This window comes from Streptomyces sp. 142MFCol3.1 (assembly GCF_000424945.1).
Lineage (GTDB): Bacteria > Actinomycetota > Actinomycetes > Streptomycetales > Streptomycetaceae > Streptomyces > Streptomyces siamensis.
This window is the reverse complement of record NZ_KE384280.1, coordinates 50013-63099: the sequence shown is the minus strand read 5'-3', so window position 1 is coordinate 63099 and position 13087 is coordinate 50013. Positions and strand designations below refer to the sequence as shown.

Annotated in this window: 13 protein-coding genes; 6 read left to right on the top strand and 7 right to left on the bottom strand. The window is 72.1% G+C overall.

Annotation, left to right across the window (positions count from 1 at the left end; genetic code table 11):
• Positions 1-61: 61 nt before the first annotated feature.
• The 3 genes from H305_RS0143935 to H305_RS54270 all read left to right on the top strand — a co-directional run bounded on the left by H305_RS0143935 (position 62) and on the right by H305_RS54270 (position 2607).
• Positions 62-1423, top strand: a complete 1362-nt coding sequence (locus H305_RS0143935) for an amidohydrolase (protein WP_028805997.1) — start codon at positions 62-64, stop codon at positions 1421-1423.
• Positions 1424-1554: 131 nt separating this feature from the next.
• The gene (locus tag H305_RS0143930; protein ID WP_028805996.1) at positions 1555-2259 is read left to right on the top strand and encodes a DUF899 domain-containing protein; all 705 of its coding nucleotides are present in this window, start codon (positions 1555-1557) and stop codon (positions 2257-2259) included.
• Positions 2260-2433: 174 nt separating this feature from the next.
• On the top strand, positions 2434-2607 hold the full coding sequence (locus tag H305_RS54270) for a hypothetical protein (protein ID WP_095933592.1): 174 nt from the start codon (positions 2434-2436) through the stop codon (positions 2605-2607).
• Between the two features lie 88 nt (positions 2608-2695).
• On the opposite strand, the gene H305_RS0143920 is transcribed toward H305_RS54270, so the two are convergent.
• From H305_RS0143920 to H305_RS56600, 3 genes are all read right to left on the bottom strand, one after another.
• A complete protein-coding gene (locus H305_RS0143920; protein WP_078629564.1) occupies positions 2696-4558 on the bottom strand; it encodes an ABC transporter ATP-binding protein in 1863 nt (620 codons plus the stop codon).
• 405 nt (positions 4559-4963) lie between these two features.
• Complete coding sequence (locus tag H305_RS0143915) at positions 4964-5416, bottom strand: hypothetical protein (RefSeq protein WP_028805994.1); 453 nt, start codon at positions 5414-5416, stop codon at positions 4964-4966.
• Positions 5407-6240, bottom strand: a complete 834-nt coding sequence (locus H305_RS56600; protein ID WP_051371631.1) for an ATP-binding protein — start codon at positions 6238-6240, stop codon at positions 5407-5409. The genes H305_RS0143915 and H305_RS56600 overlap by 10 nt, the downstream gene beginning before the upstream one ends.
• Before the next feature lie 179 nt (positions 6241-6419).
• Here H305_RS56600 and H305_RS0143905 point away from each other — a divergent pair, with 179 nt between their 5' ends.
• Both H305_RS0143905 and H305_RS0143900 read left to right on the top strand, forming a co-directional pair.
• Positions 6420-7280, top strand: coding sequence for a helix-turn-helix domain-containing protein (locus tag H305_RS0143905; protein WP_028805993.1), 861 nt, complete (start codon positions 6420-6422; stop codon positions 7278-7280).
• A complete protein-coding gene (locus tag H305_RS0143900; protein WP_028805992.1) occupies positions 7281-7544 on the top strand; it encodes a DUF397 domain-containing protein in 264 nt (87 codons plus the stop codon). It abuts the gene before it with no gap.
• Positions 7545-7967: 423 nt separating this feature from the next.
• Here H305_RS0143900 and H305_RS55635 read toward each other — a convergent pair whose 3' ends face one another.
• Positions 7968-8252, bottom strand: a complete 285-nt coding sequence (locus H305_RS55635) for a fused DSP-PTPase phosphatase/NAD kinase-like protein (RefSeq protein WP_051371630.1) — start codon at positions 8250-8252, stop codon at positions 7968-7970.
• A 63-nt stretch (positions 8253-8315) separates the two neighbouring features.
• Entirely contained in the window at positions 8316-9728 is a 1413-nt protein-coding gene (locus H305_RS0143890) for a PLP-dependent aminotransferase family protein (protein ID WP_028805991.1), read from the bottom strand.
• 41 nt (positions 9729-9769) lie between these two features.
• Between H305_RS0143890 and H305_RS0143885 the strand changes: the two genes are divergently transcribed.
• The gene (locus H305_RS0143885) at positions 9770-10354 is read left to right on the top strand and encodes a carboxymuconolactone decarboxylase family protein (RefSeq protein WP_028805990.1); all 585 of its coding nucleotides are present in this window, start codon (positions 9770-9772) and stop codon (positions 10352-10354) included.
• A 204-nt stretch (positions 10355-10558) separates the two neighbouring features.
• Here H305_RS0143885 and H305_RS0143880 read toward each other — a convergent pair whose 3' ends face one another.
• Both H305_RS0143880 and H305_RS0143875 read right to left on the bottom strand, forming a co-directional pair.
• Entirely contained in the window at positions 10559-12049 is a 1491-nt protein-coding gene (locus H305_RS0143880; protein WP_028805989.1) for a glutamate synthase subunit beta, read from the bottom strand.
• A 268-nt stretch (positions 12050-12317) separates the two neighbouring features.
• The gene (locus H305_RS0143875) at positions 12318-12797 is read right to left on the bottom strand and encodes a DUF1772 domain-containing protein (protein WP_028805988.1); all 480 of its coding nucleotides are present in this window, start codon (positions 12795-12797) and stop codon (positions 12318-12320) included.
• Positions 12798-13087: the final 290 nt, after the last annotated feature.

Below are 13087 nucleotides of genomic sequence, written 5' to 3'. Positions count from 1 at the left end.
GCTCGTGCGGGATGCGCGGTTCACGTCCCCCGACGGCACGACACCGTCGTACGGTGACGTAATGACCCGGTCCGGTGGAACACCCACGCCCGCCGATCTCGTCATCACGGGATGCACCGCGCTGGTGCACGACGACCGGGAGGAGGCCGGATTCGTCGAGGACGCCTCGATCGTCGTACGCGGAGGCGTCATCGAGACGGTCACCGGCGGCGGCCTGCCCCGCCCGGACGCCGTCGAACACATCGACGGCCGCGGCCAGGTGGCGATGCCCGGCCTGATCAACTGCCACACCCACGCCCCGATGGCCGCCCTGCGCGGAGTCGCGGAGGACCTGCCGGCCGAGGAGTGGTTCAACGACCGCATCTGGGCCATCGAGTCCAACCTCACCGCGAAGGACGTGGAGTTGGGCGCGCGTCTGGCGTGCGCCGAGATGATCCTCGGCGGGGTCACTTGTTTCGCCGACCACTACTTCTCCATGGACGCCGTCGCCGCGGTGGTGGCGGAGAGCGGGCTGCGCGCGCACCTCGGCGAGGCCTTCTTCTCCTCGCAGGGGCCCGAAGGGCGGGAGATTTCACTGGAGTTCGCGCTGCGCCACCGCGGAGCCGCCGACGGCCGCATCACCACCGCGCTGGCACCGCACGCCCCCTACACGGTGGACGACGCCGACCTCGCCGCCACCGCCGAACTCGCCCGCGACCACGGACTTCCGGTGCACCTGCACGCCGCCGAGAGCCGCGCGCAGACCGAGACCAGCCTGGCCCGCCACGGTGTGACCCCGATCGACGTGCTGGAGCGCACAGGGCTCCTCCACCACGACGTGCTCATCGCGCACGGCACGGGCATCGTCGAGCGCGACCTTCCCGTGCTGCGTGACGCGCCCGGGCGGATCGCCGTCGCCACCGCCCCGCGCGGCTACCTCAAGTTCGCCTGGGGCCCCACGCCCGTGCGGGCGCTGCGCCAGATAGGCGTCCCGGTCGGCCTGGCCACGGACGGCGCCGCCTCCAACAACTCCCTCGACGTATGGGAGTCGATGGCGCTCACCTCCCTCGTGCAGAAGTCGGCCGAGGGCGACCCCCGTTGGCTGACGTCCCGGCAGGCCCTGCACCACGCGACGCTGCAGAGCGCACGGGCCGTCGGACTGGGGGAGCGGATCGGCAGCCTGGCCCCGGGACGCCGGGCCGACATCGTCCTCGTCGACCTCACCGGACCGCACACCCAACCGGTCCACGACCTGGCGGCCACGCTCGTGCACAGCGCCCGCTCCGCCGACGTGCGCACGACCGTCGTCGACGGGAGGGTACTGATGCGGGACCGGCGCCTGCTCACGATCGATCTGCCCGCCACGGTCGCCGAGCTGGGGCAGCGGCTGCCCGCGCTCCTCGACCGGAGCCACGGCAGGCGGATCCAGCAGTACGACACCTGATCCGCCCGGTGCGCCCGAGGGCCGCTCACGCTCGTGGCGACGCACTGACGAGAAAACTCCCCGATACGCCGATGAGTTCTGCTTCTCCCGCCGGTCACCACAGAGAAGGAACTGTTGCGTAGGAGGAGCACATGACGCTTCCGCGGATCGTCTCGCGCGAGGAGTGGCGCGCCGCGCGCGAGGAACTGCTGGTCCAGGAGAAGGCCGCCACACGCGCGCGTGACGCGCTCAACGCCGAGCGGCGCGGCCTGCCGATGGTCGAGATCGACAAGGAGTACGTGTTCGAGGGCGGCGACGGGAAGGCGACGCTGCTCGACCTCTTCCGCGGACGGCAGCAACTGGTGGTCTACCACTTCATGTTCGCGCCCGAGTGGGACGCGGGCTGCCGCAGCTGCTCGGCCTTCCTCGACCAGATCGGGCACCTCGCCCATCTGCGGGCCCGCGGCACCGAGTTCGCGGCCGTGTCCAGGGCGCCGTACACCAGGATCCTGCCCTTCAAGGCCCGCATGGGCTGGACGGTGCCCTGGTACTCGTCGTACGACAGCGACTTCAACCACGACTTCCAGGTGTCCTGCACGGGCGACGAGGGCGACGGCGCCGGCGAACCCTACGAGCGCCCGGGGATGAGCTGCTTCCTGCGCGACCGTGACCGTGTCTTCCACACGTACTCCACCTACGAACGCGGTCTCGACGGGCTGGGCTCCACGACCAGCCTTCTCGACCTCACGGCCCTCGGCCGGCAGGAGGAGTGGGAGGAGCCCGAGGGGCGGGCGTCTTCTCTGGGGGCGCCCGCGGGCAGCGCGCGCATCCGGTACCACGACGAGTACGAGGACTGACCGGGCAGGTCCGTATCGACACCACCGGTGACCAGGAGTGAGCGGAATCGTCAGATCCGTCACGCCGCACCCACAGCCGAGTGTCGGCAATGTCTCAGTACCGTCACTTCCCGAGCCGCCGACCCCATGCCGGGCGTTTAACTCTTCGAGTGCAGCGCGACATGGAGGTGCAGGGTGAACGGGCGAACGGTGCTGGAGCGCTTTCCCGCCGGTGGACCGCGCGGTTCGTGGCCCGCTGAGGAGTTCGCGCAGGCGCGCCGCCAGGAGGGCCAGGCGGCGGAGGTCGTGATGGACCTAGCCACGGACGCGTTCCTGGTCGTCGTGCGCGGTGGCGAGTCCGTGGAGTGACAGGGCGTGACGGCGCGCCGTGTCGGCCGGTCTCCGGGTGGGTGCCCGTGCCGTGTCGGCCGGTCTCCGGGTCGTTGCCCGCGCCGCGTCAGCCGGTCTCCCCGGTCGGTACCCGCGCCGCGAACTGCTCCGCCTGGAGCGAGTACAACTCCGCGTAGACGCCCCCCGTCGCCAGGAGCTCGTCCGGGCTCCCCGACTCCACGAGACGGCCCTGGTCGAGCACATGGACCAGATCGGCGTGACGCACCGACGCCAGCCGGTGTGTGATGAGGATGACGGTCTGGCCGGTGCCCGCCAGCGCCCGGATCTTCTCGAAGACCTCCAGCTCGGCACGGGCGTCGAGCGCCGCCGTCGGCTCGTCCACGATCAGGATGGTGCCGCGCCGGTACGCGGCCCGGGCGATGCCCAGGCGCTGCCACTGTCCGCCCGACAGTTCGTGACCGCCGCTGAAACCGCGGGCCAGAAGCGTGTCCAGCCCCCGCGGGAGGTCGGCCACGACCTCCTCGGCCCCCGCTTCGGCGACCGACGCCGTGACGCGCTCCCTGGTCAGGGATGCCGAGGCACGGCCGATCGCGACGTTGACGCGGGCCGTGAAGGGCCACCGCTTGAAGTCCTGAGCCACCATCGCGATGCGCTCGGCGAGCTGCTGCCGGTCCGCGGTCGCCGCGTCCACGTCGTCCCACAGGATGCGGCCGCTCTCGGGCGCGTACAGTCCGGCGAGCAGCTTCACCAGGGTCGTCTTGCCCGAGCCGTTCTCGCCGACGAGCGCCACGATCTTGCCCAGCGGCACGGTGAGCGTCACGTCCGCGAGCGCCGGCCGGGCCGAGGCGCCCGGATAGGTGAACGTGACGTTCTCGAAGCGGATCTCCCGCGGGCGCTCGGGCAGCGGATCGCCGCCCACCGGGATCGCGCGCTCGGCCGCCTCCACGTACAGGCGGTGCAGGTCGCCGACGAACAGGGCTTCCTCGTGCAGGGAGTTGATCTCCAGGACGAGGGTGTCGAGGCTCGCCGAACCGGTGCGGATCGCGATCACGGCCGTCCCGGCGACGGACAGCGCCATCGCCCCGGCGAGCAGCAGCCCGCCCAGCGTCGCGTACGTCGCCACCGTGGCAAGTCCCGTCCAGGCGGCGGCGATCAGCCCGGTGCGGGCCGAGAGCCGTGCCAGGCGCGCCTGTTCGGCCTCGGCGGTCTCCGACATCGAGCGGAAGTGCCGCAGCAGGAACGGCCCGACACCGTGCACCCGGATCTCCGGAGCCGCGGCCGGCTCGGTGAGCAGACTGCTGATCAGGTGCCCGGCACGGGCGTGCTGCACCCAGGTGTGGAACGACTCGTAGCGCCGCCGGGCGTTGGTCAGGGCGCTCCAGGCACTCGGCAGCGTCATCGTGACGAGCAGCGGCAGCAGCGCCGGGTGCAGCACCGTCAGGACGCCCGCGGCCGCGCACAGCGAGATCAGCGCGTTCACGACCCGGGTCGCGATGGAGATCATGCGGCGCGCGGACTGGGCGCCGTACTGCGCGGTGTCCAGCAGCTTGTGGAAGGCGTCGTCCTCGATCGCGGACAGTTCCACCGCCGCTGCCCGCTCCAGGTAGAGCTCGGTCGCCACCCGCTCCACCTTCGGCTCCAGGCGCCCGGTGGCGTACGTCGACGCGGCCCGCAGCAGTGCGGCGACCAGCATCACGGCGGCGACCGTGACCAGCGCCGGGAGTGCGCCGCGTAGCCTGTCCTCGACCGGGCCGCCCGCCATCAGCCGCCCCAGCACGCTGTTGACCGCGAGCAGGCTGACGGCCTGGGCTCCGCCGCGGGCCAGCTCGGCGGCCAGCACCACCCGGGCGGCGCGCGGGTCCGCCCGCCAGGCGAGCCGGAAACTGGACGCGAGCAGTGACGGCAGCCGCGTCACCATCGCGCGGAAGTTCAACTCCAGGAACGCGTCGGAGTGTTGCGACCAGCCCATGTCGTACCGGAGCGGGCCGCCGAAGAGCAGATGTTCCGAGTCGGACGGCGGCGGCTCGCCGGAGTCGCCGTTCTTCTTCCGTGCGGGTTTCTCCACCGATGGCCTCCCCCGAGAACGCACGAACGGTGCACTTCCCAGGAACGCAGCGCTCCACCCATGACGGCAACGGGGTCTTGCGGCGACCGGCGCACTTCGGACACGCCGTACAGGCCCGGGCGGCGCTCGCGCCCTCAGCCGGGCGCCGGGTGTCACCCCGTGCGCCCTCAGCCGGGTGCCGGGCCGTCACCCCGTGCGCCCCACGGTCGCCGCAGATGTCCGACGGCTGCTGACCTGCGCGCCCCGTGTCCTTTGCCCGTGATCGGCCACCATCGGCGGGCGTCCCGCGGCCCCGGTCCGGAGCGGGCCTCACGCACTGATCGGACGCGACCAGACGGGTGTCGTCCCCGTCACCCGGCACACGGCCAGGTAGAGGGGGATCGGCGGGGTGTACGGAACAGTTCCCTCCGGCCGGTGGATCAGGCCGGGTTCGGCGGGCGCGTCCACGACGACCGCCCCCGTGGCGTAGTGCGCGGGCGCGGGCCACTCCAGCGAGACGTCGGAATCCGAGGGCACGATCCACCACCAGTGCGCCCCGTCGGCGTATACGCAGCCCACCCGCGGCAGCCGGGGCAGCAGCAGCGGCCCGAACCGGGCCGGCACCGACACGGCGTCGCAGCCCAGCGGCACCGTCATGTCCTCCGGTACGAGGAGACGCCTCGGCTGCCCGGACCCCGGCTGCGCGCGCCTCACGCGCACCAGCGTGTCCAGGCTCAGGACCCGTGCCGAGGGCCCCGTCGCCGACGATCCCCTCACACCCATGCGGTCCCCGTTCCCCAGGACGCCTCGGCCCCGGAACCCCGGCCGTCGGCCGGGGGCTTCTTGGCGCTCCAGCCCAGGTCCGAACGGACCTCGGTGTCCGCGGGGGGCCGGCCGGCCGTGCACGGCCGCTGCGTCGCGGCCTCGGGCTGGGACGGCACCGTCACGCGCTCCCGGCCGGTGCCCGAGTGCTCCCGCGCCGCGGTGCGCTCCATGCCCGCCGAGTGGTCCCCTCCGGCCGGCCGGTCGTACTGCGCCGACCGCTCGGACGCCGTCCCGTGCTCGGAACGCGCCGACCGGCCGCTACCTGCCGCGTGCTCGGAGCCCGCCATGTGCTCGGACCCGGCCGATCGCTCCAGTTCGGCCCAGACCAGCAGGCCGGGGCCGGTGTCCTGGGCCCCCCAGGCCCTGGACACGGCCGCGACGAGGAGCAATCCCCTCCCGTGCTCCTCCTCGGGCCGCTGCGGGGAGGGGTGCGGCTCACCCGGAGCGCATCCCTCGTCAAGCACGGCTATCCGCACCAGGTCGTCGCCGTCGTGCAGCTCGCAGACGACACGTTCACCCGCGGCATGGACGATCGCGTTGGTGACCAGCTCGGAGACGACGAGAGCTGCCGTGTCGCAGGTGTCCTCGCACACCGCCCAGCGGGCCAGGCGGGAACGGGTCAGGCGTCTCGCCTGAGCCACGGAGCCCGGGTGTGCGGACAGCTCGAAACGGAACCGGCGCTCGGCAGCCGCGCCGGGGCGGAGCCCTGCGGCGGCGCGGAGACCGGACCGGTCTTCGGCGGCGTCTGTTCCTAACGGCGCGGACGGAGTCACGCTTGCCACTATCGCCCCGACGTGAACACTTGGCAAGTGTCACTCTGAAAGTTGCAGAGTGCCGTGTGACTCGGTGAGGACGCGTGGCACACTGCTCGCAACAGCACGTCGAGCGGCGCCAGTTGGGACCAGTCGAAGAGACCCCGGACGGCGCCGCCCGGCCTGCCCGGACACAGTGGAGGTGGGGCGTGAGCGAACCGCGGTCCGCGCCGACGGTGGGCCAGGTCGTCCTCGGTCGGCGCCTGCTGGACCTGCGGGAACGCGCGGGTCTCAAGCGCGAGGAGGCGGCCCGCATCCTGCGCGTCGCGCCCGCCACGGTCCGCCGCATGGAGACGGCCGAGGTCTCCCTCAAGATCCCGTACCTCCAGCTCCTGCTGAAGTCGTACGGTGTCGGCGACGAGGAGGCCGAGGCATTCGTCCAACTCGCCGAGGAGGCCAACAAGCCGGGCTGGTGGCAGCGTTTCCACGACATCCTGCCCGACTGGTTCTCCATGCACGTCAGCCTGGAGGGCGCCGCCGCCCTCGTCCGCTCGTACGAACCCCACTTCGTGCCCGGGCTGCTGCAGACCGAGGACTACGCCCGCGGCGTTCTGAAGGCGGGGGCCATCGGCCAGACCCAGCCGGAAGACATCGAGCGCCATGTGGCGCTGCGCATGCAACGCCAGGATCTGCTCACTCGTGAGGACGCACCCCGTATCTGGGCCGTGATGGACGAGACGGCCCTACGCCGCCCCATCGGCGGCCCCGAGGTGATGCGCGCCCAGATCGACAAGCTGCTCCAGGCCACGAAACTGCCCCATGTGACGTTGCAGGTGATCCCGTTCTCCTCGGGCCCGCACCCCGGCACCTACGGCCCCTTCGTGCTGTTCCGCTTCGCCATGCCGGAACTCCCGGACATGGTCTACAGCGAGTACCTGACCGGCGCCGTCTACCTGGACGCGCGCTCAGAGGTGGCGACCCATCTCGAGGTCATGGACCGCATGGCGGCTCAGGCCGCTACGGCACATCGCACGAAGGAGATCCTCCGTGATCTCCGCAAGGAGCTGTGAATGGAACGCATCAAGCCCGCAATAGGCAACGTGCGCATCTACAACGGAATGCCCGCCCGTGAACTGGGCAGCGAGGGCTGGCACAAGCCGTGGAGCGGCGGGAACGGCGGCAACTGCCTGGAGGCGATGAAACTCGCCGACGGCCGCATCGCGGTCCGTCAGTCGGCGGATCCGGACGGCCCCGCGCTGATCTACACACCCGGCGAGATCACCGCGTTCATCCAGGGCGCGAAGGCGGGGGAGGCCGACTTCCTGCTGTCCTGAGGCACTTGCGTTCCGTATTCTGCGCGTTCTCCGTTTTCTTGATCTGCCTTGATTCCGCGATTACTTGACGCTTCCGGACGTCCTCTGTCTCCTGATTCCCCAGAGAACCTTGCGACTTTCCTGAACCAGGCACCCGATATCCGAAACTGATGTCCGACACGCGATGTCCGACACCCGACACCCGATGTTCGACACACGTGTCCGACACCCGATATCCACCGGCCGACATCCGATGTCAACCGGCCGACACCCGTCGGCCGACTGACCGTCTGCCGACCGCACGCCTGCCGTGGTGCGACGCGCCGCGGCCCGAGAAGAGGTGTCACAGCCGGGGCCACATACGCCGTGGGGCGTCCACCAGGCGGCTCACGGCGATCACCGGCAACGGCGGCTGGTCCGCGCGGTCCCGTCCAGGCTGAGCCCCTAGTAGATCTGCTCCACCGGCGGCGCTCCGACCGCCAGGTTCCGTCTGCCCGCCGCCGGTGCCGGCCCCTGGCCGGTCCGTACGAGATACGCGGCCGTCATGGCCCCCGTGCGTCCCACGCCCGCGCCGCAGTGCACGAACACCGGCCCCGGGGCTCCGCCGGCCACCCGGAGGAAACGCTCCGCCTGGCGGGGCGTCGGGGTCTGCCCGCCACGGGAGGGGAGGCGCACCACATCGAGCCCGGCGAGCCGCGCCGCCGTGAGATCCTCGGCGCGCGGGTCCACGACAACGCTGAACCCCTTTCGGCGCGAATGCGGCCCGAACGCGGGCCGGGTGCGGTCCAGTGGTCAGCCCGGCGGGAGCACCCCGCACAACGCGTCGAGCGCCGCCGCGTAGGCGTGTTCCGCGGGCGTCGCGTACCCCACCACCAGCCCGTCAGGCGCGGACATGTCCGTCCCGGGATGCCGGAACTCGTCGAGTCCGTCGAGCGCGATGCCCTGCCACACCGCCGCCTTCACCGCCGACTGTTCCGTCCCGGGCGGCAGCCGCAGCACCGCGTGCAGTCCGGCCGCGATCCCCGTCACCTCGATGTGCGGCGCCTGCTCGGCGAGCGCGGCGACCAGCCGGTCGCGCCGCGCCCGGTACCGCTGCCGCATCCGCCGGACATGGCGGTCGTACGTCCCGGAGACGATGAAGTCGGCGAGCGCCAGTTGGTCCAACGTGCCGGCCCACGCCTCCCGTTCGCCCTTCACGGCGAGCACCGGGTCGACGTACCGCTCGGGCAGTACCATCCAGCCCAGCCGCAGCGCGGGCGACAGGCTCTTGCTGACCGAACCGATGTGGACGACCCGCTCCGGGTCCAGTCCCTGGACCGCGCCCACGGGCTTGCGGTCGTAACGGAATTCCCCGTCGTAGTCGTCCTCCAGGATCACCCCGTCACGCGCGCGGGCCCAGTCGATCACCGCCGCGCGGCGCGTCGGATGCAGCGGCCCACCGGTCGGGAACTGGTGCGCGGGGGTGAGCAGTACGGCCCGCTCGCGGCCCAACTCGCTCACCTGCGCCCCGTCCTCGTCCAGGGGCAGCGGCACGGTGCGTACCGACGCGGCGGCCAGCAGATCCCGGTGGAAGCCGAGACCGTACGCCTCGACGGCCAGCGGACCCCGCAGGACCTGAGGAAAGAGCAGACGCAGGGCATGCGCGAAGCCGGAGCAGATCACGATCCGCCCGGGCTCCGTACGGACGCCACGCGCGCGTGCCAGGTACTCGGCGAGTGCCTCGCGCAGCTCGACGCGACCCGCGGGATCGCCGGGCCCGAAGGCTTCGCCGGGAGCCTGCTGCATGGCGCGTCGATACGACGCGAGCCATGCCGCGCGCGGGAAGGACGAGGCGTCCGGCGTGCCCTGTCGCAGATCGTGGCGGGGTCCACGCGCGCGTGGCGGCGCCTTCTTGGGGACGCGTGCCGGGGCGGCGCCCGACGGCGTGGCCCGCTCCGCGACCCGCGTGCCGGATCCCTGCCGTGCGGTCAGCCAGCCCTCGGCGACGAGTTCGGCATACGCGTCGGCGACCGTGTTGCGCGCGAGGCCCAGGTCGGCGGCGAGCGAACGGTACGGCGGCAGCCGACTGCCCGGGGCGAGCCTCCCGCCGCGTACCGCCTCACGCAGCGCACGGATCAGCGCGGCCCGCCGGCCCCCCGAGCCGGACAGCTCCAGGTGCAGGTCGGCGCCGATCCGCTCCGCCGAATTGACCCACGATTCCACCATGGAAATGAACCCTACAGTCGGTCTTTCGGGCTCGTAGATTCATGGTCATGACGACGAACACGACGCACACGACCACCGCCGGGACCGCAGTCGCCCACACCGCCGGGCCCGCGGAGACGGCCGGAGCGGCCGGGGGGACCGGCGTCACCGGCGTCCCGGGAGCAGTCATGGCCGAAAACACCCGCCTCGACTTCGCGAAGTCCGCACCGAAGGTCTTCCGGTCCCTCATCGGTTTCGATGCGGCGGCCCGTGAGGGGCTCGACCCGGCGCTCGTCGAACTGGTCCAGATCCGTGCCTCGCACCTGAACCACTGCGCCTACTGCCTCCACATGCACACCAATGACGCCCGCAGGGCCGGAGAGAGCGAGGACCGGCTGCACATGGTCGCCGTGTGGCGCGAGGCCCGCCATTTCTTCACGCCACGGGAGCAGGCGGCCCTGGCGCTCACGGAGGCCGTCACGCGTGTCGCCGACGCGGGCGTGCCCGACGACGTCTACGCGCAGGCCGCGGCCCACTTCGACGACCAGGAACTGGCCCGCGTCCTGGCCCTGATCCTCACGATCAACACCTGGAACCGAGTGGCGCTGTCCACCGCGAAGGTAGCGGGCACCGACGAGCGCCGCTGAGCACGGCCGGCCGCGGGGCGACGAGGAGGCGGGCCGCACTCGGCACGGGCCGCGCGGCGGGGCGACGGGGGCCGGGGGCCGGGCCGCGGTGAGCGGGGCACGGCCCCGGGCGACGGGAGAAGAGCATCGCTGACCGCGCGGCACGCGACGGCCCGCAGTCTCAGCGGGAGCCGTGACCGGCGACCGCGCGGCAGGTTTCCGGGATCAGGACGTCGTCATGGGGCGGTCGTACGGACCTATCGGTGCCGGCAGCCGGGACGTTCCGGTCAGGGCACGGTCCACCGCCGCGGCCACCGCACGGCCCTCGGCGATCGCCCAGACGACGAGGGACTGGCCACGGGCCGCGTCCCCGGCGGCGTACACGCCGGGGACGTTGGTCTGGAAGTCCGCGTCGCGCGCCATCGTGCCGCGTGGGTCGAGGGCGAGACCGAGCTGGTCGATCAGGCCGTCCTGGCGGTCGGGGCCGGAGAACCCGAGGGCGAGCAACACCAGATCGGCGGGGAGCGTGCGCCCCGACCCGGCGATCGGGCGGCGCCGCTCGTCGACCTCGACGAGGTGCAGTTCCCGGACGTGCCCGTCCGCGTCCCCGGCGAAGCGGAGCGTGGACGCGGCGAAGAGCCGTGCGTCCGCGTCCGCCGCGGGTGCCGTCTCCAGCGCCCCGGCCTCCTCGTGCGCGGCCGAGAGCCGGTAGATCTTCGGATACGTCGGCCACGGCTCGACGTCCTCGTCACGCTCGGCCCGCGGCAGCGGGTAGATGTCGAGCTGCGTCACCGACGCGGCGCCCTCCCGCACCGCCGTCCCCAGGCAGTCCGCGCCCGTGTCACCGCCACCGACGATCACCACGTGCCGGCCGGCCGCGGACAGCGGAGAGACCTCCAGATCGCCCTCGCAGACCCGGTCGGCGAGCGGCAGGTACTCCATCGCCTGATGGATCCCGGCCAACTCCCTGCCCGGCACATCCAGTTCACGCCAGGCCGTCGCGCCGACGGCGAGTATCACCGCGTCGTACCGTGCCTTCAGATCCGTGGCACGGATGTCCCTGCCGATCGCCGTCGACGTACGGAAGCGGGTCCCCTCCGCACGCATCTGGGCGAGCCGCCGGTCGAGGTGCCGCTTCTCCATCTTGAACGCGGGGATCCCGTATCGTAGCAGTCCGCCGACCCGGTCGGCCCGCTCGTAGACGGCGACGGTGTGCCCCGCCCGCGTCAACTGCTGCGCCGCCGCGAGCCCGGTGGGCCCCGAGCCGATCACGGCGATGGTCCGCCCGGACAGCCGGTCGGGCGGGCGTGGGGGAGTGAAGCCGTCCTCCCAGGCTCGGTCCGCGATGGCGACCTCGACGTTCTTGATGGTCACCGCCGGCTGGTTGATCGCGAGGACACAGCCGGCCTCGCACGGAGCCGGGCACAACCGTCCGGTGAACTCCGGGAAGTTGTTGGTGGCGTGCAGGCGGTCGCTCGCCGCCCGCCAGTCCTCGCGCGAGACCAGGTCGTTCCACTCGGGGATCAGATTGCCCAGGGGACAGGCGTCGTGGCAGAAGGGGATTCCGCAGTCCATGCAACGGTCGGCCTGCTTGCTGATGATCGGCAGCAGGGCTCCGGGAACGTACACCTCGTTCCAGTCCCGCACCCGCTCCTCGATGGGCCGACGCGGATACTCCTCGCGTGGCGTGGTCATGAACCCTTTGGGATCGGCCATGGCCGTCTCCCTCGCGTACGCGTACCGGCAGGGGGCCGCGCGCCGGCGCACGTGAACGGGCCATGACCTCCGCGCGGCACTCCTTTCACGCCACGATACGTCCCCTTCAGGAGCCCCGCCGCTCAGGTGAGGGGCTGCCTTCTCGGGGCCGCCCGAGTCGTCCGGTGGGCCGCTCACCCGGTCGTCCGGAGGGCCGCTCACAAGGTCGTCCCGAGGGCGTCCCCGGGGCCGAGCCGGAGGGCCCGGGGAGGAGGACCAGGGCCTGGGCTCAGGTCAGCGCGAGCGTGTACGACACGGCGGCGGCGGCCGACGCGACCGTGCGGACGTGGTTCCACCACGTCCACTCCCGCACGTACGTGCGCCAGTACGCGGCGGCCTCCTGCGTCCCCGGCTCCAGCTTGAGCAGCGTGTCGTTGCGTGGGACGTTCGCGACGATCGTCACTCCGAACGACCCGAACAGATACAGCGCGCTGCCCAGCAGCAGCTCCACCGTCCCGTCGTCCGGCAGCAGCACGAACGTGACCACTCCGAGCACGGCGCACAGCCCCGCCGAGCCGACGAACACCAGCATGAACGGCGGTCGCACCGCCGCGACATTGATCGCGTTCATCGCGGCCACCCCCTGCGCGGGCGGCAGGTCGGCGAGCCCCCTCATCACGAATGTCGAGAATCCGCAGAAGACCCCGGCCACCACCCCGCAGCCGAGTACTCCCAGCACCGTCAGTACGAAGTACGGTCCATCGATCATGCTCACTCCCCCCGTCCCCGAGACCAAAGATCTTGCACCGAGCGTCACCACAAGTGAAGCCCCCTGCGTCCACAGTGACCATCACCGAGGAGCGCGGGCACATGCGTGAACGTCCAGGACACGCGACGCACCCGTGCGCTACGGGTCGGGTTCCCTGCTCACACGCCCCGCGCCCGCCGCAGACGGGTGGGGCTCGCTCCTCACCCGCCCCGGCGACGAGCCCGGTCGCCCGTCCAGCCAGGGCTGCCCCGGCCTCCGCTGACCGTCAGCCGTCAGCCGTCAGCCGTCAG

What these genes read in the sequence shown, in the direction of transcription:
- H305_RS0143935 (WP_028805997.1), top strand. Translation starts at nt 62, where the DNA reads ATGACCCGGTCCGGTGGAACACCCACGCCCGCCGATCTCGTCATCACG.
- H305_RS0143930 (WP_028805996.1), top strand. Translation starts at nt 1,555, where the DNA reads ATGACGCTTCCGCGGATCGTCTCGCGCGAGGAGTGGCGCGCCGCGCGC.
- H305_RS0143920 (WP_078629564.1), bottom strand. Translation starts at nt 4,558, where the DNA reads ATGGGCTGGTCGCAACACTCCGACGCGTTCCTGGAGTTGAACTTCCGC.
- H305_RS0143915 (WP_028805994.1), bottom strand. Translation starts at nt 5,416, where the DNA reads ATGGGTGTGAGGGGATCGTCGGCGACGGGGCCCTCGGCACGGGTCCTG.
- H305_RS0143900 (WP_028805992.1), top strand. Translation starts at nt 7,281, where the DNA reads ATGGAACGCATCAAGCCCGCAATAGGCAACGTGCGCATCTACAACGGA.
- H305_RS0143890 (WP_028805991.1), bottom strand. Translation starts at nt 9,728, where the DNA reads ATGGTGGAATCGTGGGTCAATTCGGCGGAGCGGATCGGCGCCGACCTG.
- H305_RS0143885 (WP_028805990.1), top strand. Translation starts at nt 9,770, where the DNA reads ATGGTCATGACGACGAACACGACGCACACGACCACCGCCGGGACCGCA.
- H305_RS0143880 (WP_028805989.1), bottom strand. Translation starts at nt 12,049, where the DNA reads ATGGCCGATCCCAAAGGGTTCATGACCACGCCACGCGAGGAGTATCCG.
- H305_RS0143875 (WP_028805988.1), bottom strand. Translation starts at nt 12,797, where the DNA reads ATGATCGATGGACCGTACTTCGTACTGACGGTGCTGGGAGTACTCGGC.